Origin of the sequence: Kitasatospora cheerisanensis KCTC 2395, from assembly GCF_000696185.1 — a bacterium.
GTDB lineage: Bacteria > Actinomycetota > Actinomycetes > Streptomycetales > Streptomycetaceae > Kitasatospora > Kitasatospora cheerisanensis.
Genome location: NZ_KK853997.1, coordinates 3,663,491 through 3,689,155, shown reverse-complemented (window position 1 = coordinate 3,689,155; position 25,665 = coordinate 3,663,491). Strand labels below are relative to the sequence as shown.

Below are 25,665 nucleotides of genomic sequence, written 5' to 3'. Positions count from 1 at the left end.
GGGAATACGCGGACGAGACGCTGCGGTTGGCATCCTTGACGTCCCACCGCCCGCAGCTCCCGGCCGCGGGCGGCGGCGCGTGAGCAGGCAGAACACGCAGTGACGCAGTCGGCACCACCACAGACGCAGCGACGGGCAGCGCCCAGGGAGGCTTCACGCAGGTGACCCACCACCTCGTCCGCATGCCCCGCGGGGAGTCGCGGTCCGCCGCGGCCCCCGCGCGTCCGCGCCGCCCGCGCCGGATCGCCATGCTGAGCGTCCACACCTCGCCGCTGCACCAGCCCGGCACCGGTGACGCCGGCGGCATGAACGTGTACATCGTGGAGCTGGCCAAGCGCCTCGCCGACCTCGGCATCGAGGTCGAGGTCTTCACCCGGGCGATCAGCTCGGACGACGCGCCGACCGTGCAGCTCGCCCCCGGCGTGCTGGTGCGGCACGTCACGGCCGGCCCGTTCGAGGGCCTGCTCAAGGAGGACCTGCCCGCCCAGCTGTGCGCCTTCACCCACGGCGTGCTGCGCACCGAGGCCGGCCACCGCCCCGGCTACTACGACCTGGTGCACTCGCACTACTGGCTGTCCGGCCAGGTCGGCTGGCTGGCGGCGGAGCGCTGGGGCGTGCCGCTGGTGCACACCATGCACACCATGGCGAAGGTCAAGAACGCGGCGCTCGCGGAGGGCGACACCCCGGAGCCCGTCGCCCGGGTGATCGGCGAGACCCAGGTGGTCGGCGCGGCCGACCGGCTGATCGCCAACACCGCGGAGGAGGCCGCCGAGCTGGCCCACCACTACGCGGCGCGCCCGGAGCAGCTCGCCGTGGTCCACCCCGGCGTGAACCTGGACGTGTTCCGCCCCGGCGACCGCGCCGCGGCCCGCCACCGCCTCGGCCTGCCGCAGGACGCCGCGGTCCTGCTGTTCGCCGGCCGAATACAGCCGCTCAAGGCGCCGGACGTGCTGCTCAAGGCCGTCGCCCGGCTGCTGGAGCGCCGGCCCGGGCTGCGCGAGCGGCTGGTCGTCCCGGTGGTCGGCGGGCCGTCCGGCAGCGGCCTGGCCCGCCCCGAGAGCCTGCACAAACTGGCCGCCCAGCTCGGCATCAACGACGTGGTCCGGTTCCGCCCGCCGGTCGGCCAGCAGCAGCTCGCCGACTGGTACCGCGCGGCGACCGCCCTGGTGATGCCCTCGCACAGCGAGTCCTTCGGCCTGGTCGCCCTGGAGGCGCAGGCCTGCGGCACCCCCGTGGTGGCGGCCGCCGTCGGCGGCCTCCCGGTCGCGGTCAGCGACGGCGTGACGGGCACCCTCGTCCCCGGCCACGATCCGGACGCCTGGGCGCAGGCCCTGCTCCCGTACGCCACCGACCCGGCGCTCGCCCCGGCCCGCGGCGAGGCGGCCGCCCGGCACGCGGCGGCGTTCGGCTGGCTGACGGCGGCCGGCGCCACCGCCGAGGTGTACGCGGACGCGATGGCCGGCGCCCGTCCGGTGCGGGTCTCCTGACGGCGGGTCACCCCGGCGCGCGGGGTGACCGGGGCGACACCCCGCCCGGCCCGGCGGCCGGTTAGCGTGGGGGCATGGCCGCCAAGGACGACGCACTCCCCCTGCTCCGCGCCGCGCTCGACGAGGCCGGTGTGGCCTGGGAGCCCGCCGCCGCCGACCCGTACACGCTGGTCGCCTCGCTGCCCGGCACCCGCAAGCTGTCCACCGCCTGCGCGCTGCGGGTCGGCGACCACACGCTGTCGGTGAACGCCTTCGTGATCCGCCGCCCCGACGAGAACCACGAGGGCGTCTACCGCTGGCTGCTGGAGCGCAACACCCGGCTGTTCGGGGTGGCGTACGCGATCGACCGGCTCGGCGACGTCTACCTGGTGGGCCGGCTGCCGCTGGAGGCGCTCACCGCCGAGGCCGTGGACCGGCTGCTGGGCACCGTGCTGGAGAACGCCGACGAGCCGTTCAACACCCTGCTGGAGCTGGGCTTCGCCACCGCGATCCGCCGCGAGTGGGAGTGGCGCACCAAGCGCGGCGAGTCCACCCGCAACCTCACCGCCTTCGCCCACCTGGCGAGCGAGAACCCTCCGGCCGAGGGCTGAGCCCGGTATCCTCCCGCCCGGGGAGGATACCGATGGACGACGAACGTGCCGCTGCACAAAGGAAGTTGGCCTGGCTGGAGGCCGAGCTCGGCGCGGAGCTGGCCGAGCGCCGGCGCCGCCGGGACTGGGACCGGCGGCGGGCCCTGACCCTCCAGCTGGCCACCGTCAGCCTGTCCGTACTGGTCACCGTGCTGCTCGGCCTCAAGGTCGGCGAGCCGATGGCCGACCGGCTGGCCGACGCCGCGCTGGTGTGCGGCGCGCTGGTCACCGTGCTCGCCGCCTGGGCGGCGTTCTTCGGCTACCGGACGCTGTGGATCCAGCGCTCCGACACCGTGCACCGGCTGGCCTCGCTGCGCCGCCGCCTCACCCTGCTGAAGGCCGAGTACGGCGACACCGTCCCGGAGCCGGACCGGGTGGCGGCGCTGGTCGACGAGTACCAGCGGATCCTCGAGGACGACCACGACTCCTGGGTGCGGCTGCGGCAGAGCGAGAGCGGCGGCGCGGTGGTCTGACGCGGCCTCAGGCCGTCGCGGCGGCCGGCTCCGCGGCCAGGTCGGCGTCCGGCGCCGCGTCCCGCGCGGGACGGCGGCGGCCGATCGACACGAACGCGCCGGCCGCCAGCGTCCCGCCGGCGGCGCAGCTGCCCCAGAGCGCCCAGCTGCCCGCGTACTGGAGCAGCAGGCCGCCGGCCGCCGGGCCGAGGAAGGCCGCCAGCGACCAGGACAGCGAGTACACGCCCTGGTAGCGGCCGCGGGCCCGGGCCGGGGAGAGCTCGGCGACCAGCCCCATCATGGTCGGCGCGTTGATGATCTCGCCGATCGTCCACACCGCCACCGACAGCGCGTAGAAGGCGGTGGACGTGCCCGCCACCGCCGTCAGGCCGAAGCCCCAGCCGATCAGCAGCGCGCTCGCCACCAGCAGGGCGGTGCGGTTGCGGCCCTCCAGCAGCCGGGTCAGCGGCAGTTGGAGCAGCACGATCAGTACCCCGTTCAGGCTGGCCACCAGGCCGTACTCGGCGGTCGAGATGCCGTGCCGGCCCATGTCCATCGCCAGCGTGGTGGGGCCCTGCTGGAAGACCAGGGCGAGCAGCAGGTTCACGCCGACCACCGCCATGAACGCGCCGTCCCGGAACACCGCGCCCAGGCCGACGGCGGCCTCCGTCGGCTCCTCGGCCGCCTCCGCCTCCGCCTCGGCCTTCGCCAGCGTCTCGGGGACCTTCACGAACACCAGCACGGCGCACAGCACGGTGGTCAGCGCGTCCAGCAGGAACAGCGTCAGGTAGCCGTTCGCGGCGATCAGTCCGGCCACCGCGGCGGAGACGCCGAAGCCGATGTTGACCGCCCAGTAGTTCAGCGAGTAGGCGCGCACCCGGTCCGCGGCCGGCACCAGGTCGGCGATCATCGCGGAGACCGCCGGGCGGGACGCGTTGCTCGCCAGGCCCACCAGGAACGCGACCGCCGCGATCGCCACCTGCCCGTCCGCGAAGCCCAGCACCGCCGTGAACGCCGCCGTCGACAACTGGGCCACCAGCAGCGTGGGCCGCCGCCCGAGCCGGTCGGTCAGCACCCCTCCGCCCACCGCCGCGATCGCCGAGCCGAGACCGAACAGACCCGCCACCAGGCCGCCGTAGGACGCGGAGTACCCTCGATCGACTGTCAGGTACAGCGCCAGGAAGGTGACCACGAAGCCGCCGAGGCGGTTCACCAGGGTCGACGTCCACAGCCACCAGAACTGGCGCGGCAGCCCGCCCGCCGCCCTGCGCACTTCGTTCACCAGACGGGCGGAGACGGGCATGAGGGCTCCCCGGGGACGGCAGATCGGTAATGGGCAAAGACGCTTTGCGTACATTACATCCGGCGTGGACGGCCCGGCCATCGAATTTCCCCCTCCACTAAGCTGGCCCCATGGCTGACACGACCTACCGCTTGATCCTGCTCCGTCACGGCGAGAGCCAGTGGAACCAGAAGAACCTCTTCACCGGATGGGTCGACGTCGACCTCAACGAGAAGGGCGAGAAGGAGGCCGCCCGCGGCGGCGAACTGCTGCTCGCCGAGGGCCTGCTGCCGGACGTGCTGCACACCTCGCTGCTGCGCCGCGCCATCCGCACCTCGCAGATCGCCCTGGACAAGGCCGACCGCCACTGGATCCCGGTCCGCCGCAGCTGGCGCCTGAACGAGCGCCACTACGGCGCCCTGCAGGGCAAGGACAAGGCCCAGACCCTGGCCGAGTTCGGCGAGGAGCAGTTCCAGCTCTGGCGCCGCTCCTACGACACCCCGCCGCCGGCCCTCGCCGACGACGCCGAGTACTCGCAGGCCGGCGACGCCCGCTACGCGGAGATCCCGTCCGAGCTGCGCCCGCGCACCGAGTGCCTCAAGGACGTCGTCGAGCGGATGCTCCCGTACTGGTACGACGCCATCGTCCCGGACCTCGCGGCCGGCAAGACCGTCCTGGTCACCGCCCACGGCAACAGCCTGCGCGCCCTGGTCAAGCACCTCGACGGCATCTCCGACGAGGCCATCGCCGGCCTCAACATCCCCACCGGCATCCCGCTCGTCTACGAGCTCGACGCCGACTTCAAGCCGGTCAACCCCGGTGGCCGCTACCTCGACCCGGAGGCCGCCGCCGCCGCGATCGAGGCGGTCAAGAACCAGGGCAAGAAGTAACGCTCCACGTCCCCTCAGCCCCCTGTCCGGCGCAACGGTGCCCCGGCCCAGGGGGCTGTTCCGTGTCCGGGTGACGGGGCGTCAATCGGCGGGCGGGACGGAGTGGTTCAGACCACGAAGAATGGTTCAGACCATTGACGGGGGTCGCCGCGGGCTTCTAGCGTGAGGGCAATGTCGGCGCGGGCATGACACTCAAGGCCGCCCCCACGCGGCCCGCGCGTGCCCGCGCATGTACTCCATCCACCCCCACGGAGGAGCACCATGCGCAAGCGCAACATCCTGGCGGTCGGCATCGCGGCCGCCGCGGCGACCCTGGCGACGGCGATCCCCGCCAGCTCGCACGGGTACATCACCACCCCGCCGAGCCGGGCCGGCCTGTGCGGCGCGGGCGTGGTGAAGAAGTGCGGCCAGATCCAGTGGGAGCCGCAGAGCGTCGAGGGCCCGAAGGGCTTCCCGGCCCAGGGCCCGGCCGACGGCACCCTGTGCGCGGGCGGCGACGCCCGCTGGGCCCCGCTGGACGACCCCCGCAGCGGCGCCTGGCCGACCACCAAGGTGACGGCCGGTCAGCAGCTCACCCTGACCTGGAGCATCGAGGCGCGGCACGCCACCACCTCGTTCCGGTACTTCCTCACCAAGCCCGGCTACGACGCCACCACCAAGCTCACCCGGGCCAACCTGAACCCGACCCCGTTCCTGACCGTGCCGATGGGCGGCAAGCAGCCCCCGGCCACGCTCAGCCACACCGCGACGCTGCCCTCCGGCCTGACCGGCCACCAGGTGATCCTGGCGGTCTGGGACATCGCCGACACCGGCAACGCGTTCTACCAGTGCATGGACGTCACCTTCTGACGCACCGCACGACAAGGGCCGGGCACCCCTCCGGGTGCCCGGCCCCGCCGTACCGTCAGTGGCCGCCGCAGCAGGAGCCGGTCGCGCCGCCGCACTGGCAGGGCGAGCCCGACTGGCAGCCGCAGCCGCAGCCCGGACCGCAGCCGCAGCCCGCCGCGAGGACCGGCAGCAGCTTCGCCGCTACCGGAGCGAGCGGGCTCGGCGGGGGAGTGGTGGACGTGCCGGTCGTGGTCTTCATCGCGCTGCAGCCTCCTCGTCCGGGCGGAGCCGGACAGCCCGGTGGACGCCCGTCCCTTCGAGTGAAGCCCCGTTGTGACGATGCGTCAACGGGCGCGCGGGGGCGGTCGGTTCGCGCCGAATGCGCCCCCGGCGGCCGCTGTCCGGACGGCTACTCGGCCGTCTCCGCCGTGGCCATGAACTCGTCCACGTGCTCGCCGGTGACCAGGAACACCACGCGCTTGGCGACCGAGACCGCGTGGTCCGCGAAGCGCTCGTAGTAGCGGCCGACCAGGGTGACGTCCACTGCGGTCTCGATGCCGTGGTGCCAGCGGTCGTCCAGCAGGTGCGAGAACAGCTCGCGGTGCAGTGCGTCGATCGCGTCGTCGTCCGCCTCCAGCTCCAGCGCCTTGTCCACGTCCTTGGTGGCGATCACCAGGCCGGCCTTGGCCACCAGGCGCTGCGCGAGCTGCCCCATCTCCAGCACGATCGCGTGCAGGTCGCCCGGGACGGCGGTCTCCGGGTAGCGCAGTCGCGCCACCTTGGCGACGTGCCGGGCCAGGTCGCCGCAGCGCTCCAGGTCCGCGCTCATCCGCAGCGAGGTGACCACGATCCGCAGGTCGGTGGCGACCGGCTGCTGGCGGGCCAGCAGGTCGATGGCCCGGTTCTCCAGGTCGTGGTGCAGGTTGTTGATCTTCTCGTCGGCGGCGATCACGCTCTCCGCCAGCTCCAGGTCCGCGTCCAGCAGTGCGGTGGTGGCCCGTCCCATCGCCGAGCCGACCAGGCGGGCCATCTCGACCAGGCCGTCGCTGATCGAGTCGAGTTCCTCGTGGTACGCGTCGCGCATTGCGCTCTTCTCCTCCAGTACCGGTGTCGGTGGCGGTGCCGACCGGACGCCCCGCACCGGGCGGCCCGACGCGGGGCCGACCGTACGGACGGCCGCTGCTGGTGGCGCGAATGGTAGCCGCGCCACCGCCCACACGGGCTTGCACCGCCCACACTGATCCGTTCGGGCGACCCCCTGCGGCCTCAGCGGTGAATCGGCAGCATCGTGGAGGTGAATTCTCGGCAACGCCCGGCCGATGCCTTGATCGCACCCTTACGGAGCGCGCCCGCCCACCATTTACGCTGGCAGGCATGGACGTGAACGTGGCCGCCGCCGCTGCCTGCGCCATAGCCGGGCTCGGCGTCGGCCTCACCGCCTCCATCGCCTTCCGTTGGAGCGAGCGCGAGCAGGGCCGGGCGAACGGCAGCAGCGGCAGGAACCCGGGGCCGGAACCCCCTCAGGAGCCGGCCCTGCCGCCCGGCGTGGACACCGTGCTCTCGGTGCTGCGCTCCTGCGCGATCGTGCTCGGCGACGGCGACGAGGTGGTCAAGGCCTCCTCCGCCGCCTACGCGATGGGCCTGGTCCGCGGCGGCAAGGTGGCCGTGGACCAGATGCTCGCGCTGGCCCGCAGCACCCGGCGGGACGGCGAGATCCGGCAGATCGAGCTGGAGCTCACCCGCCCCGGCGTCCCCGCCCGGGCCGCCGAACCGCTGGCGGTCTCGGTCCGGGTCGCCCCGCTGGGCTCCCGGCTGGTGCTCGTGCTGGTCGAGGACCGCACCGAGCGCCGCCGGATCGAGGCGATCCGCCGCGACTTCGTGGCCAACGTCTCGCACGAGCTGAAGACCCCGGTCGGCGCGCTCTCACTGCTGTCCGAGGCGGTCGCCGACGCCTCCGACGACCCGGAGGCGGTGCAGCGCTTCGCCGGCCGGATGCAGGTCGAGGCCACCCGGCTGGCCAGCCTGGTCCAGGAGATCATCGACCTCTCCCGGGTCCAGGACGACCAGCTGAAGGTCGACCCCGAGCCGGTCGCGGTGGACGAGCTGATCGCCGAGGCGATCGACCGCTGCCGGCAGACCGCCGCCGCCAAGCAGATCGTCATCGCGGCCGGCGGCACCACCGGCCTGTACCTGGTCGGCAACCGCGGCCAACTGGCCGCCGCACTCGGCAACCTGGTGGAGAACGCGGTGAACTACAGCCCGCCGCGCACCAGGGTGGCGATCGCCACCCGCCGGATCTCCAGCGCCGCGGCGCTGGGCGAGGCGGACGGCGAACTGATCGAGATCTCGGTGACCGACCAGGGCATCGGCATCTCGGAGAAGGACCGCGAGCGGATCTTCGAACGCTTCTACCGGGTGGACCCCGCCCGCTCCCGCCTCACCGGTGGCACCGGCCTCGGCCTGTCCATCGTCAAGCACGTCGCCGCCTCGCACCGCGGCACCGTGTCGGTGTGGAGCGTCGAGGGCCAGGGCTCCACCTTCACACTGCGGCTCCCCGCCGGGCAGGCCCCGGTCGAGGACCGCGCATCCTCAGCAGCACCCACACTTCCTGCCCCGGAGGCCCGATCGTGACCCGTGTACTGGTGGTCGAGGACGAGGAGTCGTTCAGCGACGCCCTGTCGTACATGCTCCGCAAGGAGGGCTTCGAGGTGGCGGTCGCCGCCACCGGGCCCGACGCGCTGGAGCAGTTCGAGCGCAACGGAGCCGACCTCGTCCTGCTCGACCTGATGCTGCCCGGCCTGCCCGGCACCGAGGTCTGCCGCCAGCTGCGAGTCCGGTCCAACGTCCCGGTGATCATGGTCACCGCCAAGGACAGCGAGATCGACAAGGTCGTCGGGCTGGAGATAGGAGCCGACGACTACGTGACCAAGCCGTACTCCACCCGCGAGCTGGTCGCCCGGATCCGCGCGGTGCTCCGCCGCCGCGGCGAGGACGCGAACGGCGACGGCGCCGCCGCTCCCGGCGCGCTGGAGGCCGGCCCGGTCCGGATGGACGTCGACCGGCACGTGGTGACGGTGGACGGCGGCAAGGTCGACCTGCCGCTCAAGGAGTTCGACCTGCTGGAGATGCTGCTGCGCAACGCCGGCCGGGTGCTCACCCGGATGCAGCTGATCGACCGGGTCTGGGGCGCCGACTACGTGGGCGACACCAAGACCCTGGACGTCCACGTCAAGCGCCTGCGGGCGAAGATCGAGCCCGACCCGGGCGCGCCGCGCTACCTGGTCACCGTCCGCGGCCTGGGCTACAAGTTCGAGCCGTAAACCGCGCCCGGACCGACCGGCACGACCGCGGAACACCGCGAAGGGGCCCCGCCGCGGCGGGGCCCCTTCGCGGTGTTCCGCGGTCAGTGAGCGGAAGCCGACGGGCTGCCGGAGGCCGGGGCGCTCGGCGAGCCGGTCGCGGCGCCCGGCGACGGCGAGGAGGCGCCCGGGGAGGAGGTGGCGCCGGCGGTCGGCGAGGTGGCGGCCTTCGCCTGCGGGCCGAAGCCCTGGTACAGGCCGGCGGCCGGCTGCACGTTGGCGGGGGTGGAGACCTCGCCGGCGGTCTTGAAGGTGAAGGTGGTGTCGGCGTAGCCGCCGACCGACAGCTTCGCGCCGGACACCTGGGCGCCGGCCGCGCCCTCCTTACCGCCCAGCAGCACCGACTGGCCGGCCTTGATGGTGATCTCGGAGACCTTCGCGCCGTTCTCGTCGGTCAGCGTGGCGGCGGTGCCGCCGACCTTGACCGAGGTCAGCACCAGGTCGTCCTTCGGCGCGGTGTTGGCGATGTTCGCGGTGACGGCCACCGGACCCGAGTACTCGCCGGCCGAGCCCTCCGGGGCGACCACGACGATGTTGTTGAGCTTGACCTCGTTGCCGATCGAGGTCGCCGCGTTGTCCGGCTTGATCTGCAGCGTGTCGGCATCGTTGCCGGCCGCACAGGCGGACAGCGGCACGATCGCGGCGAGGACGAGGGCGGCGGCAGCGCCGCGTCGAAGGCTCCGGCTCACGGCGGCGACTTCTCCTTGGAGGGGACGATCCACGGAAGAGGGATCACGGTCGGTGGTCGAGGGCCACACTACCGACCACACATATCCGGCTATCACGGGGTGGCCCCGTGTCGCGGTCCGATCACGATCCGGGGCGCTCGGCGAGTCGGAGGTAAAAACTCAAGATCCAACCATGGTTTCGGGAGTGTGACCAGAGGTTTCGTTGCCCAGGTCAGACCGCCTCCGACCTGCGAGAAGCCCTCCTCGAACACCGGTCGCAGCACGCGACGGGGGTGGTTGTCAAGCCCTGGTACCGGCCCTGACCTGCGAAAACGCCCTTCGGGTCAGCCGAAAAGCGTGTTATTCTGGAAAGCCACGGAAGGGGTCCTGTCACATGACGTTCAAGGTTGGCGACACGGTGGTCTACCCCCATCACGGGGCTGCGCTGATCGAGGCCATCGAAACTCGCCAGATCAAGGGTGTGGACAAGACCTACCTGGTGCTGAAGGTGCAGCAGGGAGATCTGACGCTTCGCGTCCCCGCGGAGAACGCCGAGTTCGTCGGTGTCCGCGACGTGGTGGGCCAGGAAGGCCTGGACCGCGTTTTCGAGGTGCTTCGCGCGCCCTACACCGAAGAACCCACCAACTGGTCTCGCCGTTACAAGGCGAACCTGGAGAAGCTCGCGTCCGGCGACGTGATCAAGGTCGCCGAGGTGGTCCGCGACCTGTGGCGCCGCGAGCGCGAGCGCGGCCTGTCGGCCGGCGAGAAGCGGATGCTCGCCAAGGCACGCCAGATCCTGGTGAGCGAGCTCGCACTCGCCGAGAACACCAACGAGGACAAGGCCGAGACGCTGCTCGACGAGGTCCTCGCCTCCTGAGCACAGGCCGGCGCAGGCCCTGAGCCCCGCTCCGAGCCCTGACGACGACCGACGCAGCGCCCGAGGGTGCCCGAAAGGGCGCCCCGGGCGCTTCGGCGTGCCCGGAAGGGGACGGCACGGCGAAACGGTGGCGGAAGGCTCGGCGCGGTTCCACTAACGTGCAGTCAGGAAGGGGGCCTGCCCGCTCGCGAATCCGCGTTCGGCACGGGCCATACCCATCACGACCAAGGAGCCAAACCTGAACGCCTCAGCACAGCTCGCGGCAGCGGTCGTTCCGGCCGCCGGGCGCGGCGAGCGACTCGGCCCCGGCGCCCCCAAGGCGCTGCGCGAACTCGGCGGCGTCCCGCTGCTGGTGCACGCGGTCCGGGCGCTGGCCCGCAGCCGGGCGGTCGGCCTGGTGGTGGTGTGCGCCCCGCCGGACGGCGTGGCCGAGGTCGTCGCGCTGCTGGACAGCCACGGCCTGGACGGCAAGGACGTCCGGGTGGTGCCCGGCGGCGCCAGCCGGCAGGAGTCGGTGCGGCTGGGCCTGGCCGCGATCCCGGCCGGCACCCCGGTGGTGCTGGTGCACGACGCGGCCCGCCCGCTGGTGCCCGTCGAGGTGGTGGACGCGGTGGCCGCCGCCGTCCGGGCCGGCGCCGAGGCGGTGGTGCCCGCGGTGCCGCTGGCCGACACCGTCAAGCGGGTCGAGCCGCAGCCGGCCGGCCCGGAACCGGTGCTGGACACCCCCGACCGCTCCACGCTGCGCGCCGTGCAGACCCCGCAGGGCTTCGACCTAGCCGGCCTGGTCGCTGCGCACGAGAAGGCCGTCGCCGAGGGCGTCGAGGTCACCGACGACGCCGGCCTGATCGAGCGCTTCGGCGGCCGGGTCGTCGTGGTGCCCGGCCACGAGGAGGCGTTCAAGGTCACCCGCCCGCTGGACCTCGTGCTCGCCGAGGCCGTACTCGCCCGCCGGAGGGCCACCGATGCCTACTGAGAACCCCGCCGTGCCGGTCCTGCCGCGGATCGGCGTCGGCACCGACGTGCACGCCTTCGAGGCCGGCCGGCCGCTGCGGGTGGCCGGACTGGACTGGCCGGGCGAGACCGGCCTGGCCGGGCACTCGGACGCCGACGTGGCCGCCCACGCCGCCTGCGACGCGCTGTTCTCCGCCGCCGGGATCGGCGACCTCGGCGCGCACTTCGGCACCGACCGCCCCGAGTGGGCCGGCGCGGCCGGCGTGGCGCTGCTCGGCGAGGCCGCCCGGCTGGTGCGGGAGGCCGGGTTCGAGATCGGCAACGTGGCGATCCAGGTGATCGGCGTCCGCCCGAAGATCGGCAAGCGCCGGGACGAGGCCCAGGCGGCGCTGTCCGCCGCGGTCGGCGCCCCGGTGTCGGTCTCCGGCACCACCACCGACGGCCTCGGCCTGACCGGCCGCGCCGAGGGACTCGCCGCGATCGCCACGGCGCTGGTCTACCAACGCCCGCCCCTCTAGCCTGGCCTGACGATCAGTCACCGTCCGGTCACAGGAGGAATCATGGGTGAGGTGCTCGCCGACAACGTGAAGGCGCTGCTGGACGCGAAGAGTTTCGCGGTGGTCTCGACGATCCAGCCGGACGGCAGTCCGCAGGCCTCGGTGGTCTGGGTGAAGCGGGACGGCGACGACATCCTGTTCTCCACCGTCCAGGGCCGCCGCAAGCACCTCAACCTGGTGCGCGACCCGCGGGTGAGTCTGCTGGTCAACCCGGCCGACAGCCCGTACCAGTACTTCGAGGCCCGAGGCGAGGTCACCCTGACCACCGAGGGCGGCCGGGAGCTGATCGACGAACTGTCCCGCAAGTACCGCGGCCAGGACTACGCCTGGGACGAGCCGGACGCGGTGCGGGTGGTGGTGCGGCTCAGTCCGCGCAAGGTCGTCAACCACGTCTGACACCGAATCGAGCCGAGTGGGCGGAAGGTGGCGGGGCACCCCCCGCCGCCCACTACCCTGGACGCTGTGAGCCTTCGCCTGTACGACACCATGACCCGCCAGGTACGCGACTTCGTCCCGCTGGTGCCGGGCTGTGTCTCGATCTACCTGTGCGGTGCCACTGTCCAGGCGCCCCCGCACATCGGGCACATCCGGTCGGGACTCAACTTCGACGTGATGCAGCGGTGGTTCCGCTACCGCGGCTACGAGGTCACCTTCGTCCGCAACGTCACCGACATCGACGACAAGGTGATCGCCAAGGGGCGCGAGCAGTCCACCGAGTGGTGGAAGATCGCGCACGCCAACGAGCGTGCCTTCAACGAGGGTTACGACGCCCTCGGCTGCCTGCCGCCCAGTGCGGAGCCGCGCGCCACCGGCCACGTGCCGGAGATGATCGAGATGATGCAGGGCCTGATCGAGCGCGGCCACGCGTACGAGGCCGACGGCAACGTGTACTTCGCCGTCACCACCTACCCGGACTACCTGGCGCTCTCCAACCAGGAGTTGGAGAACCTCCGGCAGCCCGCCGGAGAGGGCGAGACCGGCAAGCGCGACCAGCGCGACTTCGCCATGTGGAAGGCCGCCAAGCCCGGCGAGCCGAGCTGGGACACCCCGTGGGGCCGCGGCCGTCCCGGCTGGCACCTGGAGTGCTCCGCGATGGTGCACAAGTACCTCGGCAGCTCCTTCGACATCCACGGCGGCGGGCTCGACCTGATCTTCCCGCACCACGAGAACGAGATCGCCCAGTCCAAGGCGTACGGCGACGAGTTCGCCAACTTCTGGGTGCACAACGCCTGGGTCACCATGAGCGGCGAGAAGATGTCCAAGTCGCTGGGCAACTCGGTGCTGGTCTCCGAGATGGTGCAGCGCTGGCGGCCGATCGTGCTCCGCTACTACCTGGCCGGCCCGCACTACCGCTCGATGATCGAGTACAGCGAGGAGTCGCTGCGCGACGCCGAGACCGCGTTCGCCCGGATCGAGGGCTTCATCGAGCGCGCCGTCGAACGCTGCGGCACCGTCGACCCCGCCGCCGAGGTCCCGCTGGCGTTCGCCGAGGCGATGGACGACGACCTGGGCGTCCCGCAGGCCCTCGCCGTCGTGCACACCGCCGTCCGGCAGGGCAACAGCGCGCTCGGCGCGGACGACAAGGAGTCCACCGCGGCCCGCCTCGCCGAGGTCCGGGCGATGCTCGGCGTCCTCGGCCTGGACCCGCTGGACGAGATGTGGGCCGGCGGCGGCGCCCAGGGCGAGGAGCTCACCGGCGTGGTCGACTCGCTGGTCAAGCTGGTGCTGGAACAGCGCCAGGCGGCCCGCGCCCGCAAGGACTTCGCCACCGCGGACGCCATCCGCGACCAGCTCGGCCAGGCCGGGCTGGCGATCGAGGACACCCCGTCCGGCCCGCGCTGGACGATCAACCAGTAGCCCCTCGGGGCGCATGGGGGCCGTACCTTTGTATGGGTGCGGCCCCCACGCACGAAGCAGACGCAGAGACAGGAAGTACAGCCATGGCCGGCAACAGCCAGCGCAGGAACCGCCGCAACCCCGGATCGAAGAAGGGCGCGAGTGTCGGTACCGGCGGCCACAGCCGGAAGGCGCTCCAGGGCAAGGGCCCGACGCCGCGCGGCGAGGAACGCAAGGGACACCCCAAGCAGCGCGCCGCCAACGCGGCGCTCAAGCGCGAGCGCGACGCCAAGTCCCGGGCCGGCATGCGCCGGGGCGGCGGACCGCGCAGCGGCCGCGGCGGCGCGGGCGCGGCCGAGCTGGTGGTGGGCCGCAACTCGGTGGTCGAGGCGCTGCAGGGCGGCGTGCCCGCGAACGCGCTGTACGTCCAGCAGTTCATCGACACCGACGACCGCGTCCGGGAGGCCTTCCAGGCCGCCAACGAGCGCGGCATCCCGCTGATGGAGGCCCCCCGCCCGCAGCTGGACCAGATGACCGGCGGCCTGAACCACCAGGGCCTGGTGCTGCAGGTCCCGCCGTACGAGTACGCGCACCCGGAGGACCTGCTGGAGGCCGCCGCCGACTCCGGCCAGGACGCGCTGATCATGGCGCTGGACGGCGTCACCGACTCCCGCAACCTGGGCGCCGTGGTCCGCTCCGCCGCCGCGTTCGGCGCGCACGGCGTGGTGATCCCCGAGCGCCGCGCCGCCGGCATGACCGCGGGCGCCTGGAAGACCTCCTCCGGTGCGGCGGCGCGCCTGCCCGTGGCGCGCGCCACCAACCTGACCCGCGCGCTGGAGAGCTACCAGAAGGCCGGCGTGATGGTGGTCGGCCTGGCCGCCGACGGCGAGGCCGAGATCGGCGACCTGGACGTGCTGAACGGCCCCGTGGTGATCGTGGCCGGCTCCGAGGGCAAGGGCCTGTCCCGCCTGGTCTCGGAGACCTGCGACCTGCTGGTCCGGATCCCGATGCCCGGCCAGACCGAGTCGCTGAACGCCGGCGTCGCCGCCGGCATCGTGCTGTACGAGGCGGCCCGGATGCGCGCCAAGCGCTGACTGGCCGTCACGACGCATGACGGTGCGTCAATTTCGTGAGTCAACCGGTCGGGTCCGGTCGGGCCCGATCGGATCGCTCATGATCACTTCAAAACCTCGTCCGGAATGCACCCGGGAGAGTGTCCTCAGGGCCCGTCACCCGGTTAGAGGGGTGTGGACACCAGAACACCTCGGCGTTTCGGGCAGCGCCCCGCGGCGATAGACGACGGTCCGGGCCTCAACACGGTCCGGGTCCCGTCCGACCCGGCGAAGCTCAGCAGCACCCAGGCCAGTTTCCGGGTCAGGCTCTCCGGCCCGGTGGCCGCGCTGATCGACCCCCCGGCCGGGCCGCCTTCGGCGACCCCTACGGCCTGCCGGTCGGCGCCCGTCCGATGGTCACCCCGCAGGTCGTGGTGCCCGCGGCGTCGATGCCCGCACTCGCCGGGATCACCGCCGCCTCGGTCACCGGCACCGCGCCCCGCCGCAAGACCCGGGTGGTCACCTGGAGCGGCCAGGCCGCGCCCGGCGACACCGCCGCCACCCGGCTGCTCGAAGCCGTCCGGCTGAACACCGTGCCCGCACCGGCGAAGTCCTTCACCGACCAGGCCTTCGCCGACCAGGACACCCAGCAGCTCCAGGCCGTCCCCCGGCAGTACGGGTCCGGCGCGGGCTCCGGCCCGGGGCCGGTCTCCGACTCCTACCCGGACCCGGGCCCGGGAGAGACCCCGCACGCCGGGGTGCCCGACCTGCTGGACGACTCGGTGCGGGTCGGCGGCCGCAGCTGGCAGCCCGAGGGCGAGCTGCCCGAGATGCCCTCGCTCGCCGACGGCTCCCGGCACGCCTGGTACCCCGGCCGCCGCGTCGACCTCGGCCTGGTGCTGCTGCCGCTGCGCGTCCTGCTCGGCTCGCTGTCGGTCTACGCCGGCTTCAGCAAGCTGTGCGACCCGGTGTACTTCGACGGCGGCGAGCGCGGCTCGATGATGCGCTGGCTGTCCTCGCTGCACCCGTGGAAGGTCGCCCAGCCGCTGCTCGACTTCGCGATGGCCCACCCGGTCGGCTCCGGCCTCGCCGTCGCCTTCGCGGAGATCGTGATCGGCGTGCTGTCCATCCTCGGCCTGTGGCAGCGGCTCGCCGCCGGCAGCGCGATGGCGCTGTCCGCGGCCCTGCTGTTCACGGTCAGCTGGAAGGCGGTGCCGGTCTACGACACCCCCGACCTGATCTTCCTCGCGGCCTGGAGCCCGCTGCTGATGGCCGGCGCGCCGTTCGCCTCGCTGGACGGCCGGATCGCGCTGGAGGCGTTCCGCCGCCACGGGCCCGCCGAGCCCGGCGCGGTCCGGCGACGGATGCTCCGCCGCCGCGCCGTCGTCACCGCCGTCGTGGTCGGCCTGACCCTGCTGTCCGGCTCCCTGCTGGGCGCGGCCGTCCGCACCGGACGCGAGGCGCCGATGCGCCCCCGGACGGACTACGGCACCCCGGTGTGGCCGAGCAGCGGACCCTCCCCGGCCGCACCCTCGCCGTCGCCCACGCCGTCGCCCACCCCGAGCAGGACGACGCCCTCGCCCTCGCCGTCGCCCAGCCGCAGCGGCAGCAGCAAGCCCAAGTCCGGTGCCACGCCCAGCCCGACGCCGTCCCCCCACGCCAACGGTTCCGGCGGCGGCACCGGCAGCGGGAGCAGCTCCGGCGGCAGCACCGGCACCTCCGGCAGCACGGGCACCGGCGCACCCAGCACGCCGCGCTCGCAGCCCTCCCACGGCGTCATCGGCGGCCTGCTGGGCAGCGGGCCGCCGCTGCTGGAGCTCGGCATGCGACCGGCGGCCGCCGGGGCCTGAGAGGACGGGGAACCGCGCGGAGCGGGAGACACCTGACAGACCTGACAGCGGGGTCGCGAGCACGGGCAATCATCACTTGCCCGTGCTCGCGGCCTCGCTGTCGTTGTCGTGCGCCCAGCAGCCCTGGTGTCGTGCGCATCGGGCCGCGTGCCCCTGTTGTCGTGCGCTGCGGGCCCTGTGCCCGGGCGGCAGCGGAAGAGCCCGCCCCCGTGGTCGCGGGGGCGGGCTCTACGAATGAGCGAGCGGCTGCGGCTAGCCAACGACGCCCGCGGCGAAGGAGCCGTCGCAGACCGGGCGGGCGAAGGAGCGGGCGCGCTGGACGTCGCCCTGGTACTTCTTCACCGCGGCGCGGCCCAGCTCGCCGGCGAGCGCGCTGCAGTACGGGGTGAGCGAGGGCTTCTCCCGCATGGTGCGCTCCAGCAGGTCGAGCGCGGAGCCCGGGTTGTGGTTCTTCAGCTCCTCCATGAGGTCGACCCGGAGCGCGTCCTGCGCGGCCAGGCCCTGGGTGTTGGGGGAGCCGGTGGTCCGGCCGATGGAGCCGTCCCCGCTGGACGCCGCGACGACCTGCTGGTCGAGCGCGGTGGGCGGGGCCCACGGGACACGGGTGACGGCGAGCGTGCCGGTGGTCACCAGGATCACCGGCAGGGTGAGGGCAACGGTCTGGCCGATACGGCGAACGAGCTGTTTCACGCACAGGAGAGTAGCGGTGTGTGGCGTGTCGGGCGCGCTGCGTTACACCAATGAGTGATGGGTGTCCTGGTTTGTTCCGCCATCGGGTTGACCAGGGGGCCCGGAACGGGGGAACGGCGGAACCCCCTGCCGACCGCCGTGGGCAGGGGGTTCCGATTGCGTCTGTTCGGCGCGGGCCGAGGGGCCGGCGGCCGAGGCGTCAGCGGCTGAGGCGCTCGCCGGTGGTGGCGAAGACGTGGCTCTCGTTGCCGACCGGGACGACGTGGATGGTCTCGCCGCGCTGCGGGATCTCCCGGCTGTGCACGCGGACCACGATGTCCTTGTCCTGGCCCGACACCTGGGTGGTGCCGTACACGAAGCCGTCGGCGCCGAGCTCCTCGACCACGTTGACGGTGACCGCGACGCCCTCGAGGCCGCCGGACGGAACCACCTGGAAGTGCTCGGGGCGGATGCCCACCACGACGTTCTTGGCGTCGCCGGCCTTGGCCAGGTCCGCGCGGTCGATGTTGATGACCGAGCCGCCGAACTTCACGCCGCCGTCGACCAGCGGGACCTCGACGAGGTTCATCGCGGGGGAGCCGATGAAGCCGGCCACGAACAGGTTGGCGGGCTTGTCGTACATGGCGCGCGGGGCGTCGACCTGCTGGAGCACGCCCTTGTCGAGCACCGCGACGCGGTCGCCCATGGTCATGGCCTCGGTCTGATCGTGGGTGACGTAGACCGTGGTGATGCCCAGGCGGCGCTGCAGCGAGGCGATCTGGGTACGGGTCGAGACGCGGAGCTTGGCGTCCAGGTTCGACAGCGGCTCGTCCATCAGGAAGACCTGCGGCTGGCGGACGATCGCGCGGCCCATCGCGACACGCTGGCGCTGACCACCGGAGAGCGCCTTCGGCTTGCGGTCCAGGTACTCGGTCAGGTCGAGGATCTTGGCGGCCTCTTCGACCTTGGTGCGGATGTCCGCCTTGTTCACGCCGGCGATCTTCAGGGCGAAGCCCATGTTCTCGGCGACGGTCATGTGCGGGTACAGCGCGTAGTTCTGGAACACCATCGCGATGTCCCGGTCCTTCGGCGGCAGGTGGGTCACGTCGCGGTCGCCGATCCGGATGGCGCCGTCGTTCACGTCCTCCAGGCCGGCCAGCATGCGCAGGGAGGTGGACTTGCCACAGCCGGAGGGGCCGACCAGGACGAGGAACTCGCCGTCGCCGATCTCCAGGTCGAGCGCGTCGACCGACGGCTTGTCGGCACCCGGGTAGACACGGGTGGCCTTGTCGTACGTCACAGAAGCCATGCTGCTGCACTCCTTCACCGGCAGGAACGTGCCGGACGATCCGAGTAAAGGTTGGATTGTCTCCGCCGCCCCGAGTGGTCTGGACCACAGGCCCTCCGGCGCGACTCCTCGTGACGCTACCTGGCAGTTCATCCTTTTGTCAGCAGTCGGCCGCCCTCGACTTCCGCATCAATCCGGTCACGACCCCGGCCGCCCGCCCCCACACCGCGCCCACACCCCGCCCACAACCACCCGCATCCCCACGCCCCCGCCCGGTACACTGCCCTCTGGTGCCGCCGCGGATCACCCGCCCGGCCACCACGCCTCCTTAGCTCAGCTGGCCAGAGCACCGCTCTTGTAAAGCGGGGGTCGTCGGTTCGAACCCGACAGGGGGCTCACCGCGCCACCACCGGATGAGCTGCACGTTCAGCCTCCTGGGAGCGTCGCCGCCGGCCTCGGACGACACGTCCGGGGCCGTTTGCGTGCGCGAGGAGAGGGCGAGCACGTTGCTGCGTGGGATGTTCCAGGGACTACCCGGTGACGGTCCTTCAATCGGTGGCCTGACCGCTGGTGAGCTCGGAGAGCCGCCTCCGTAAGGGCTTCTCCAGGTCGAGGTTGTCGCCCCGGGTGGTGGTCTGCAGGAGTTCAGTGACGACCACGAGTTCCGCGAACCTCCCTGCGGCCGTGCCGAGGATGTGCCCGAGCCTTCGCCGGATCTCGGCCGCGGTCTCGGGAACCAGGAGGCTGTAGCAATACAGCAGCGCGGCGTCGTATCCGGCGGGCGCGATGCCCCAGCCTTCCCAGTCGAGGACGGTGAGGGTCGGGCCGGTGAGGTTGGCCCAGTGCAGGTCGCCGTGGGCGGTGGTCCAGGCGGGGGCCTTGGTGTCGATCGCCATGCCGAGGTACTGCGGCATGGCGCGGTCCAGGTACTCCTGACGGACTGCCACTCTTTCGCTGGGGACGGTGGCAATGGCGTCAAGGGCGCTGCTGAGTCCGTCCCACCATGCGTCGTCCAGGTCGGGAGCCTTCCGGAGGATCGGCTCGTGGGTGGTGATGGTGGGGACGGTGATCCTGTCGTACAGCTCGGCCAGGTAGCCGTGCTCACCGTTGGTCCAAGTGTGTCGGCCCCTCAGATGCGGCCTGGGGACCGCAGGGGGCATGAGCCGTTCTGCCTCCTGCGGTCCCTCCCAGAGCTTTCCGCCTGCCTTGTCGGCCGGGGCGGACACCAGGCGAAGCCATCCCTCGCCGGACGCCGTGGCAACCGGGCGGCTGAGGGTACGTCCACGCCAGCCCCATGCTTCGTGCGAGCCGACCGGTGTCGCGTCGAGCGCCGCTGCGGCTGTGGCGTGCATCCCGCGCATCCGCTCGGCGATGTCCGGCTCAGGTTCCGAGTACATCAACGACCTTTCGCAGCACGTCCGGCGACAACGGCGGACGGCCAATGGCATCGGCGGCCTGCGTCCAGTGTTCCGGATTCCCCGTCGAAAGAAGTACGCGTCTCACTCCGGTGGTCGAGGCGAGGGCGGCCTGCGCGGGCGTGCTGCCGGGGCTGATCAGGTCGGTCAGCTCGCGGGTCAGGATGCCGGGGATCTCGCCACCGTGGAGCGGGGCGGAGGCGAAGACCTCCAGTCCCGCATCCAAGGCATCGACCAGCGGGCCGTGTCCGTTGAGGGCCTGGGCCACGGGCGTGAGGTGGACGAGGGAGACGGGGAGTTGGATGGCCCGTAGGTGGTGCTGCGGGCCGCCGGCCTTGGTCGCGAGTTCGAGTAGGGCGGGTACGTCGAAGAGCCCGCTGCTGAAACCGCGCCAGGTAGTTACTCCATAGGAACTGATGACGCGCTGGTTGCACGCCTCCTCCAGGGCGAGGAACGCGGAGTAGAGCCGGTCAGCGATCTCGTCTTCCTGGCAGTCGTGTTCCGGGTTGTGCAGGAACACCACATCGGGGGTGCGGCCGAGCATGCGCCTGCTACGGGCGACCTGCCAGGCGATGTAGTCAGGTGCCAGGCAGTGCCCGCGCTTGGCATCCCCGGCGGACAGCGCACCAGCGCGCACGCCGATCCGCCTGGCAACGGGAGGGACGAAACCCACCTTCGTGGAGACGCGAAGATCCGGATACGCCGCCAGAACCAGGGCCAGTGCCGCCTCCGCCCGACCGCCCCCGTAGTTGGGCGCGGTATCCACCCAGTCGGCACCCCGGGAAGCGGCCCTCACTGCGGCCTCGGCCACATCGTGACCGCGGTAAGTGCCGAGGCCCAGCCGGGCGGTCATCGTGGGCCTCCGATCGCAGCGGCTTGGCCGTCGACCAGCTCCGTCACGACACCGGCCGCCTGTGCGAGGGTGATGTCTGCGGCCTCTGCGAGATCGGCCAGTCTGTGGGGTTCCCCGTCGGCGAGGAGCGCGAGCAGCGGCTCTGCCTTGGCGGCGAAGGTCCACTCCTCGCCTCCGGCGGTAAGCCGGACTGTGCCGTCGGGCATGGCCGCGAGCGCGGGCCGCGTGGTGACCAGGTGTACCTGCAAGTCGGCATCCGGCGGGGCCGCCGTGATGTGGGGCAGCGACGGTGCGAGCCGGGCTCGCTCGGTGGCGTCGCGGGCGGAGGAGAAGCGGGCGATCAGGTCGTCGCTCTCCAGCTCGGTCGCGATGAGCTTGCCGATCGTGTCGAGGAAGGCTCGCTGCTCCTCGGCGGTCCCGAAGCGCGGGATGTCCGCCCGAACGGCCTCGTGGGCACGCAGCATCTCCGACAGCCAGATGATCAAGTCGGCACCCGTCGTGCTCTGCAGCCCGCACGTGACATGCAGCGAGTGCTCGCCCTCGGAGGCGGCGACGGCATGCCACCAGCCCCGAGGCAGGTAGAGCACATCGCCGGCGGTGAGCACCAGATCGGCGACGGGCTCCTCGGGCGGTGGCTCGGGCGTTTCGACGTCGCGGTGCATCGGCAACGCGCGGGTGGGGCCGTAGATGCGCCAGCGCTTCGCGCCGTCGAGCTGGACGACGACCACGTCGTGATCGTCCCAGTGGACGCCGAAGCCCTCGGTGCCGGTCCAGGAGGCGTACAGGTTGACCTGCACGCCGGTTCGCAGCCAGCGCTCCAGCTGGCCGGCCAGAGCACCGATGCCGGGGTGGAGTTCGTCGACCGCGTCCAGGACCAGCGTGGCACCCTCGGCGAGACGCTTGTGCAACTCAGAGGGCTGGAGCTGGTGCCAGACGGTGCTCCGCCGGGTGGTGATCGGCCGGGAGTAGCTGTGCGCGGGCACCTGCTCGCCGTTGGCGGCGAGCCGGAAGCGAGGCGATTCGAACCGGTGGTGGGTCAGGATGGCGTTGAGGTCATCCCAGCTCATGAGTCCGGCGAGTGACGCGGCTTCACCGCGTGCGACCTTGAAGCTGCGGCCGAGAGTCTGGGCGAGGAAGTGATCCCCGCCCAGACGCTCAACCACCGAGAACTGCTCGGTGGTCATCGTGATGCAGCCGTCAGTCGTTAGTGTCGGTTCGGCCGGTGGAGCCGCCGTCCGACGGCTGCTCGCCACGCGAGCGGGCCGCGGCGACCTTCGTACGGGCGACCAGCAGGCCGTCGCCCTCCAGCTCGGTGCTGGTCGTCAGGTTCTCGGGCATGAAGCACTCCTTCGGTTTCATGGGGCAGGGCCGACTGCCCGGCCCCGTTGTGGGTGCAGCGATGGATCCGTTGCCAGGGCAAGCCGTTGGCAAGGAACCTCAGGTGCCTTTGCCGCGTGGCTGTTGACCACCGCGGCCACCTGCATCCCCCAAGCCCGCATCGGGGCGGGAGGAAGTCTTGTCAGACGCTGGTCGGCACGACGTCCCGTGTAGTCGGGACAGCGGCCCTTACCAGCACGGTGAGTCGCTCGTCGCCCGAAACGGCAGCGGTGGTGCCGACCTCGAACCAGATCCGCTTGCCAGTGGGGTCAGGCTCGGCGCCCCAGTCCGTCGCGAGCGCTGCCACCAGAAACAGCCCTCGCCCGTCGGTGGCGTCGAGATCGATCCCGCCTGCAGCCGGCAGTTCGTGGCCGACATCCGTCACCTCGACGCGCAGCCGCTCACCGTCCCAGGACACGCACACGACGCACGGGGCGTGGGTGTGGGACACGGCGTTGGTGATCAGCTCGCTGGACAGCAACTCGACATCGCGGAGTGCGTCCTCCGCCAGCGGCAAGCCCCAACCGCGTACGGCCCGTATCACCTGCCGCCGGGCGTCCGGTACGGCCTCGGCACTGGGCAGCACGCGAAAGCCGAACGGGGCGGGGGCAGTGGCTTGGCGGGTGGCGACGGACATGAGCGCGGACCTTTCACCGGGACGAGGTCGGCAGCGGGCCGATTCGCGCCGGGATTCACCCGGCAGGTATCTACAGAACCGCCTCCAATGCCGGTGAACCAGAGCAGAATTGATGCGGCAATGAGGCATCCGTGCTGCAAACCCGGGCATGACCTGGCCTGTTATGGCTACGGACGAACTGACGTACCTCTGGAGGACGCGGGATGGCATCCAGGAGGGCCCGGCTGATCCAGCGCAGGGAGGCTGTCGGCCACACCCAGGAATCCCTGGCTGAAGCCCTCGACGTGGACCGCACGACCGTGGGGCGATGGGAGGGCGGTAGGGGTGCCCCGCAGCCCTGGATGCGGCCGAAGCTCGCCCGCGCCCTGGGACTCTCGGTCGATCAGTTGGCCGACCTACTGGCAGCACCCCCTGCGGTCGCCGAAGCAGTTCCACCGCCCAGCAGCGTCGGCGACGCCTCGGCTCCTGTGCCTGCCTGGCGCACGGGCCACGACAGCGATCTCGTAGTGGCGGTGGCAGCCGACTCAGCAGAGTCCGCGCTCTTCCTCCGCTTCGCGAGCGCATCCAACGTGGACGACACGCTGCTTGAACAGATCGACGCGGACATTGCGAGGCTGGCAGAGGACTACGTCAGCAAGCCGTTGTCCGAGCTCTTCCACGACATCGGAACCCTTCGGCGAGGAGTGTTCGACTTACTCCGAGGCCGCCAACACCCCTACCAGACAGGCCATCTCTACCTGCAGGCCGGACGCCTCTGCGGCCTGGCCACCCATGTCGCCCTCGATCTCGGCCAGTACACAGCTGCGGCTACGCATTCGCGAACGGCCTGGCGCTGCGCGGAGTCAGCCGGCAACAACGGCCTCCGGGCCTGGATCCGATCCGTCCAGTCCCTGATCGCCTACTGGCAGCAGGACCACCGCCAGGCCGCCGAACTGGCCAGAGCCGGACTGCCGTACGCGGACAGCGGGACGATCGCAGCTCGTCTGCTCAGCCTCGAAGCACGAGCCACCGCCGCGCTCGGAGACAGCGCGAGCGCGCTACGAGCCGTGGCGGCGGCCGAGGCCGCACGAAGCGCCGTAGCCGCCGTGGATCTCCCGGGCGTGTTCACGTTCCCCGAGGCCAAGCAGTGGACCTACGTCGGCACCGCCCTCCTTGCCCTGGGTAGCCAGCGTCATGTGAACCGCGCCATCGAGGCGTCCTCCAGGGCCATCGCCCTGTACGAGTCCGCGCCGCAGCAGGAACAGTCCTCCGGCGACCTGCTGGCGGCCCGCCTTGACCTCGCCAACGCCCACCTTGCCCACGGCGACCTCGATGGCGTGCGGGAGAAGCTCTCGGCGGTGCTGGAGGCTGCACCGGACCGGCGAACAGCGAGCATCTCCAGCCGCCTTCGGGCGCTGAGCACTCGTCTCGCCGAGCCAGCCTACGCAGGCTCCCCGGTCGTCCTGAGTCTCCGTGAGAATGTCAGAGAAGCCTGCTCTCGACCCGCACTCACGAACCCTCCGGAGCTGCCACAGTGACGAGCTACACCGCACAGCAGGACGCCGCGGTCGCCGACAAGGCGATCCTCGCGAACAGCGCCTACGCCGACGGACGCCACCTGGCCGCCCGCCAGTCGATCTACCGGTGGCAGCAGCCGCAGTACGACCTGCCCAGGATCGTCGTCGAAGAGCTGGCCGGCACAAGCGGGATCGTCCTTGACGTTGGCTGCGGCAACGGCAAGTTCGTCGGCCGCCTGCACAAGGACCGCCCGGACGTCCAGGTCGTCGGGATGGACATCTCGGCGGGCATCCTCGCCGACGTCGCGAAGCCGGTCCTGGTGGCCGACGCCCAGGCCCTGCCCTTCGCCGACGACAGCGCTGACGCCGTGCTGGCCCTGCACATGCTGTACCACGTCAGCGACATCGAGGCCACGATCAAGGAAATGGCCCGCGTCCTCCGACCTGGCTGCCTACTCATCGCCTCGACCAACAGCGACACCGACAAGCAGGAGCTGGACCAGCTCTGGATTAGGGCTGCAGGCGACGTTCTCGGGATTCCTAAGGGGCCAGCACGGGTCTCCCTCAGCTCCCGCTTCTCTCTCGAGAAGGCTCCCGACTATCTCGGGACGGTCTTCAAAGATATCCGCATTCGAGAACTTCCCGGCACCATCAAGATCACCGACCCCGTACCGATCGCTGCCCACCTAGCCTCCTATGAGGCGTGGGCCGGCCAATGTGGAGTCCCGTTCCACGAGACCATCAGTCGGGCAGCAGAGATAGTTGCCGCCACGATCGCTACGGAGGGGTCGTTCAAGATCAAATGCCTCGGGGGGTTCCTGGTGTGCCGACTGTAGATCATGGGCGTCGTCCAACCATCCAGGCATCGAAGATCACGCGCAACGAGATAGTCGGGGTAGTTGCATCCGCAGTGGCGACGCCGCTGGGGCAAAGCGAGCTCTGGGCGGCGAGGAGGTCCTCGACTCAGCTTGAACGAGTCACTCCCATCTGGTCCGGCGGCTACGCTCGTCACCTCGACGTCCTCAGCGCCGCCCGACTCCCGACCACGAGGGGATCGCTGACGTGGGCAGGACCGAGTACACAGACGCCCCCACGGCCAGCTCTCGCCTCACTCGATGTGCGATTGCTGCGTCGGTGTACCTGCGGTGAGGGGTGGCTCTGTTGTACAGCTCGTTGGCGGCTTTCAACCTGCCGCCGTATTTGCGGTCTAGG

At 71.7% G+C, this 25,665-nt stretch carries 27 protein-coding genes and 1 tRNA gene; 17 read left to right on the top strand and 11 right to left on the bottom strand.

The window, feature by feature from the left end:
* Nucleotides 1-182 precede the first annotated feature (182 nt).
* The 3 genes from mshA to KCH_RS16675 all read left to right on the top strand — a co-directional run bounded on the left by mshA (nucleotide 183) and on the right by KCH_RS16675 (nucleotide 2,589).
* Nucleotides 183-1,487 (top strand): D-inositol-3-phosphate glycosyltransferase, encoded by a 1,305-nt coding sequence (gene mshA / locus KCH_RS16685; protein WP_244305660.1) that lies wholly within the window; start codon nucleotides 183-185, stop codon nucleotides 1,485-1,487.
* 74 nt (nucleotides 1,488-1,561) lie between these two features.
* Nucleotides 1,562-2,077 carry a type III secretion system chaperone family protein gene (locus tag KCH_RS16680; protein WP_035863864.1) on the top strand — a complete coding sequence of 172 codons (516 nt, stop codon included), beginning with the start codon at nucleotides 1,562-1,564 and terminating at the stop codon, nucleotides 2,075-2,077.
* A gap of 32 nt (nucleotides 2,078-2,109) precedes the next feature.
* Entirely contained in the window at nucleotides 2,110-2,589 is a 480-nt protein-coding gene (locus KCH_RS16675) for an SLATT domain-containing protein (RefSeq protein WP_084223672.1), read from the top strand.
* A gap of 7 nt (nucleotides 2,590-2,596) precedes the next feature.
* On the opposite strand, the gene KCH_RS16670 is transcribed toward KCH_RS16675, so the two are convergent.
* Nucleotides 2,597-3,871 carry an MDR family MFS transporter gene (locus KCH_RS16670; protein ID WP_035863860.1) on the bottom strand — a complete coding sequence of 425 codons (1,275 nt, stop codon included), beginning with the start codon at nucleotides 3,869-3,871 and terminating at the stop codon, nucleotides 2,597-2,599.
* A 110-nt stretch (nucleotides 3,872-3,981) separates the two neighbouring features.
* On the opposite strand from KCH_RS16670, the gene KCH_RS16665 reads away from it, so the two are divergent.
* Entirely contained in the window at nucleotides 3,982-4,740 is a 759-nt protein-coding gene (locus tag KCH_RS16665; protein WP_035863857.1) for a phosphoglyceromutase, read from the top strand.
* Nucleotides 4,741-5,001: 261 nt separating this feature from the next.
* Entirely contained in the window at nucleotides 5,002-5,589 is a 588-nt protein-coding gene (locus KCH_RS16660; protein ID WP_035863856.1) for a lytic polysaccharide monooxygenase auxiliary activity family 9 protein, read from the top strand.
* Nucleotides 5,590-5,644: 55 nt separating this feature from the next.
* Here the strand turns inward: KCH_RS16660 and KCH_RS16655 are convergent, their stop codons facing one another.
* Together KCH_RS16655 and phoU are read right to left on the bottom strand one after the other, a co-directional pair.
* Complete coding sequence (locus KCH_RS16655; RefSeq protein WP_035863853.1) at nucleotides 5,645-5,827, bottom strand: hypothetical protein; 183 nt, start codon at nucleotides 5,825-5,827, stop codon at nucleotides 5,645-5,647.
* A gap of 150 nt (nucleotides 5,828-5,977) precedes the next feature.
* Entirely contained in the window at nucleotides 5,978-6,652 is a 675-nt protein-coding gene (gene phoU, locus KCH_RS16650) for a phosphate signaling complex protein PhoU (RefSeq protein ID WP_035863851.1), read from the bottom strand.
* Nucleotides 6,653-6,942: 290 nt separating this feature from the next.
* Here phoU and KCH_RS16645 point away from each other — a divergent pair, with 290 nt between their 5' ends.
* Nucleotides 6,943-8,199 (top strand): sensor histidine kinase, encoded by a 1,257-nt coding sequence (locus tag KCH_RS16645; RefSeq protein WP_035863849.1) that lies wholly within the window; start codon nucleotides 6,943-6,945, stop codon nucleotides 8,197-8,199.
* Complete coding sequence (gene phoP / locus KCH_RS16640; protein ID WP_035863847.1) at nucleotides 8,196-8,888, top strand: two-component system response regulator PhoP; 693 nt, start codon at nucleotides 8,196-8,198, stop codon at nucleotides 8,886-8,888. Before KCH_RS16645 ends, phoP begins: the two co-directional genes overlap by 4 nt.
* A gap of 83 nt (nucleotides 8,889-8,971) precedes the next feature.
* Here the strand turns inward: phoP and KCH_RS16635 are convergent, their stop codons facing one another.
* Entirely contained in the window at nucleotides 8,972-9,616 is a 645-nt protein-coding gene (locus tag KCH_RS16635) for a hypothetical protein (protein WP_035863844.1), read from the bottom strand.
* Nucleotides 9,617-9,989: 373 nt separating this feature from the next.
* Between KCH_RS16635 and KCH_RS16630 the strand changes: the two genes are divergently transcribed.
* The 7 genes from KCH_RS16630 to KCH_RS16600 all read left to right on the top strand — a co-directional run bounded on the left by KCH_RS16630 (nucleotide 9,990) and on the right by KCH_RS16600 (nucleotide 16,718).
* On the top strand, nucleotides 9,990-10,472 hold the full coding sequence (locus tag KCH_RS16630; protein WP_014136563.1) for a CarD family transcriptional regulator: 483 nt from the start codon (nucleotides 9,990-9,992) through the stop codon (nucleotides 10,470-10,472).
* 211 nt (nucleotides 10,473-10,683) lie between these two features.
* Nucleotides 10,684-11,445, top strand: coding sequence for a 2-C-methyl-D-erythritol 4-phosphate cytidylyltransferase (ispD, locus tag KCH_RS16625; RefSeq protein ID WP_341865482.1), 762 nt, complete (start codon nucleotides 10,684-10,686; stop codon nucleotides 11,443-11,445).
* Nucleotides 11,435-11,941 (top strand): 2-C-methyl-D-erythritol 2,4-cyclodiphosphate synthase, encoded by a 507-nt coding sequence (gene ispF, locus KCH_RS16620; protein ID WP_035863840.1) that lies wholly within the window; start codon nucleotides 11,435-11,437, stop codon nucleotides 11,939-11,941. Before ispD ends, ispF begins: the two co-directional genes overlap by 11 nt.
* A 42-nt stretch (nucleotides 11,942-11,983) precedes the next feature.
* A complete protein-coding gene (locus KCH_RS16615; protein WP_035863838.1) occupies nucleotides 11,984-12,376 on the top strand; it encodes a PPOX class F420-dependent oxidoreductase in 393 nt (130 codons plus the stop codon).
* A gap of 66 nt (nucleotides 12,377-12,442) precedes the next feature.
* A complete protein-coding gene (cysS, locus tag KCH_RS16610) occupies nucleotides 12,443-13,837 on the top strand; it encodes a cysteine--tRNA ligase (protein ID WP_035863837.1) in 1,395 nt (464 codons plus the stop codon).
* 83 nt (nucleotides 13,838-13,920) lie between these two features.
* On the top strand, nucleotides 13,921-14,910 hold the full coding sequence (gene rlmB, locus KCH_RS16605) for a 23S rRNA (guanosine(2251)-2'-O)-methyltransferase RlmB (protein WP_035863835.1): 990 nt from the start codon (nucleotides 13,921-13,923) through the stop codon (nucleotides 14,908-14,910).
* Between the two features lie 371 nt (nucleotides 14,911-15,281).
* Nucleotides 15,282-16,718, top strand: a complete 1,437-nt coding sequence (locus tag KCH_RS16600; protein WP_051653140.1) for a DoxX family protein — start codon at nucleotides 15,282-15,284, stop codon at nucleotides 16,716-16,718.
* A gap of 252 nt (nucleotides 16,719-16,970) precedes the next feature.
* On the opposite strand, the gene KCH_RS16595 is transcribed toward KCH_RS16600, so the two are convergent.
* Both KCH_RS16595 and KCH_RS16590 read right to left on the bottom strand, forming a co-directional pair.
* On the bottom strand, nucleotides 16,971-17,408 hold the full coding sequence (locus KCH_RS16595; RefSeq protein WP_035863833.1) for a hypothetical protein: 438 nt from the start codon (nucleotides 17,406-17,408) through the stop codon (nucleotides 16,971-16,973).
* Between the two features lie 199 nt (nucleotides 17,409-17,607).
* On the bottom strand, nucleotides 17,608-18,696 hold the full coding sequence (locus KCH_RS16590; protein WP_035863830.1) for an ABC transporter ATP-binding protein: 1,089 nt from the start codon (nucleotides 18,694-18,696) through the stop codon (nucleotides 17,608-17,610).
* A 301-nt stretch (nucleotides 18,697-18,997) separates the two neighbouring features.
* On the opposite strand from KCH_RS16590, the gene KCH_RS16585 reads away from it, so the two are divergent.
* Nucleotides 18,998-19,071 (top strand) — tRNA-Thr (locus KCH_RS16585).
* Between the two features lie 152 nt (nucleotides 19,072-19,223).
* Here KCH_RS16585 and KCH_RS16580 read toward each other — a convergent pair.
* The 5 genes from KCH_RS16580 to KCH_RS39690 form a co-directional block, all read right to left on the bottom strand.
* Complete coding sequence (locus KCH_RS16580) at nucleotides 19,224-19,835, bottom strand: phosphotransferase (protein WP_244305345.1); 612 nt, start codon at nucleotides 19,833-19,835, stop codon at nucleotides 19,224-19,226.
* 220 nt (nucleotides 19,836-20,055) lie between these two features.
* Nucleotides 20,056-20,943 carry an aldo/keto reductase gene (locus KCH_RS16575; RefSeq protein ID WP_035863829.1) on the bottom strand — a complete coding sequence of 296 codons (888 nt, stop codon included), beginning with the start codon at nucleotides 20,941-20,943 and terminating at the stop codon, nucleotides 20,056-20,058.
* Nucleotides 20,940-22,127 carry a cupin domain-containing protein gene (locus tag KCH_RS16570; protein ID WP_035863827.1) on the bottom strand — a complete coding sequence of 396 codons (1,188 nt, stop codon included), beginning with the start codon at nucleotides 22,125-22,127 and terminating at the stop codon, nucleotides 20,940-20,942. The genes KCH_RS16575 and KCH_RS16570 overlap by 4 nt, the downstream gene beginning before the upstream one ends.
* A 13-nt stretch (nucleotides 22,128-22,140) precedes the next feature.
* Complete coding sequence (locus tag KCH_RS42545) at nucleotides 22,141-22,281, bottom strand: hypothetical protein (protein WP_167574070.1); 141 nt, start codon at nucleotides 22,279-22,281, stop codon at nucleotides 22,141-22,143.
* A 181-nt stretch (nucleotides 22,282-22,462) separates the two neighbouring features.
* On the bottom strand, nucleotides 22,463-22,957 hold the full coding sequence (locus KCH_RS39690; protein WP_051653138.1) for an ATP-binding protein: 495 nt from the start codon (nucleotides 22,955-22,957) through the stop codon (nucleotides 22,463-22,465).
* 203 nt (nucleotides 22,958-23,160) lie between these two features.
* Between KCH_RS39690 and KCH_RS16560 the strand changes: the two genes are divergently transcribed.
* Nucleotides 23,161-24,474: a helix-turn-helix transcriptional regulator gene (locus tag KCH_RS16560; RefSeq protein ID WP_051653137.1), complete on the top strand. Its 1,314-nt coding sequence runs from the start codon at nucleotides 23,161-23,163 to the stop codon at nucleotides 24,472-24,474.
* Nucleotides 24,471-25,289, top strand: coding sequence for a class I SAM-dependent methyltransferase (locus KCH_RS16555; protein WP_035863825.1), 819 nt, complete (start codon nucleotides 24,471-24,473; stop codon nucleotides 25,287-25,289). The genes KCH_RS16560 and KCH_RS16555 overlap by 4 nt, the downstream gene beginning before the upstream one ends.
* Nucleotides 25,290-25,665: the final 376 nt, after the last annotated feature.

Excerpts from the sequence above, each read along its gene's own strand:
- mshA (WP_244305660.1), top strand. The coding sequence starts at position 183 with ATGCCCCGCGGGGAGTCGCGGTCCGCCGCGGCCCCCGCGCGTCCGCGC.
- KCH_RS16680 (WP_035863864.1), top strand. The coding sequence starts at position 1,562 with ATGGCCGCCAAGGACGACGCACTCCCCCTGCTCCGCGCCGCGCTCGAC.
- KCH_RS16675 (WP_084223672.1), top strand. The coding sequence starts at position 2,110 with ATGGACGACGAACGTGCCGCTGCACAAAGGAAGTTGGCCTGGCTGGAG.
- KCH_RS16670 (WP_035863860.1), bottom strand. The coding sequence starts at position 3,871 with ATGCCCGTCTCCGCCCGTCTGGTGAACGAAGTGCGCAGGGCGGCGGGC.
- KCH_RS16665 (WP_035863857.1), top strand. The coding sequence starts at position 3,982 with ATGGCTGACACGACCTACCGCTTGATCCTGCTCCGTCACGGCGAGAGC.
- KCH_RS16660 (WP_035863856.1), top strand. The coding sequence starts at position 5,002 with ATGCGCAAGCGCAACATCCTGGCGGTCGGCATCGCGGCCGCCGCGGCG.
- KCH_RS16655 (WP_035863853.1), bottom strand. The coding sequence starts at position 5,827 with ATGAAGACCACGACCGGCACGTCCACCACTCCCCCGCCGAGCCCGCTC.
- phoU (WP_035863851.1), bottom strand. The coding sequence starts at position 6,652 with ATGCGCGACGCGTACCACGAGGAACTCGACTCGATCAGCGACGGCCTG.
- KCH_RS16645 (WP_035863849.1), top strand. The coding sequence starts at position 6,943 with ATGGACGTGAACGTGGCCGCCGCCGCTGCCTGCGCCATAGCCGGGCTC.
- KCH_RS16630 (WP_014136563.1), top strand. The coding sequence starts at position 9,990 with ATGACGTTCAAGGTTGGCGACACGGTGGTCTACCCCCATCACGGGGCT.
- ispF (WP_035863840.1), top strand. The coding sequence starts at position 11,435 with ATGCCTACTGAGAACCCCGCCGTGCCGGTCCTGCCGCGGATCGGCGTC.
- KCH_RS16615 (WP_035863838.1), top strand. The coding sequence starts at position 11,984 with ATGGGTGAGGTGCTCGCCGACAACGTGAAGGCGCTGCTGGACGCGAAG.
- rlmB (WP_035863835.1), top strand. The coding sequence starts at position 13,921 with ATGGCCGGCAACAGCCAGCGCAGGAACCGCCGCAACCCCGGATCGAAG.
- KCH_RS16600 (WP_051653140.1), top strand. The coding sequence starts at position 15,282 with ATGGTCACCCCGCAGGTCGTGGTGCCCGCGGCGTCGATGCCCGCACTC.
- KCH_RS16590 (WP_035863830.1), bottom strand. The coding sequence starts at position 18,696 with ATGGCTTCTGTGACGTACGACAAGGCCACCCGTGTCTACCCGGGTGCC.
- KCH_RS16580 (WP_244305345.1), bottom strand. The coding sequence starts at position 19,835 with ATGCCCCCTGCGGTCCCCAGGCCGCATCTGAGGGGCCGACACACTTGG.
- KCH_RS16575 (WP_035863829.1), bottom strand. The coding sequence starts at position 20,943 with ATGACCGCCCGGCTGGGCCTCGGCACTTACCGCGGTCACGATGTGGCC.
- KCH_RS16570 (WP_035863827.1), bottom strand. The coding sequence starts at position 22,127 with ATGACCACCGAGCAGTTCTCGGTGGTTGAGCGTCTGGGCGGGGATCAC.
- KCH_RS42545 (WP_167574070.1), bottom strand. The coding sequence starts at position 22,281 with ATGCCCGAGAACCTGACGACCAGCACCGAGCTGGAGGGCGACGGCCTG.
- KCH_RS39690 (WP_051653138.1), bottom strand. The coding sequence starts at position 22,957 with ATGTCCGTCGCCACCCGCCAAGCCACTGCCCCCGCCCCGTTCGGCTTT.
- KCH_RS16560 (WP_051653137.1), top strand. The coding sequence starts at position 23,161 with ATGGCATCCAGGAGGGCCCGGCTGATCCAGCGCAGGGAGGCTGTCGGC.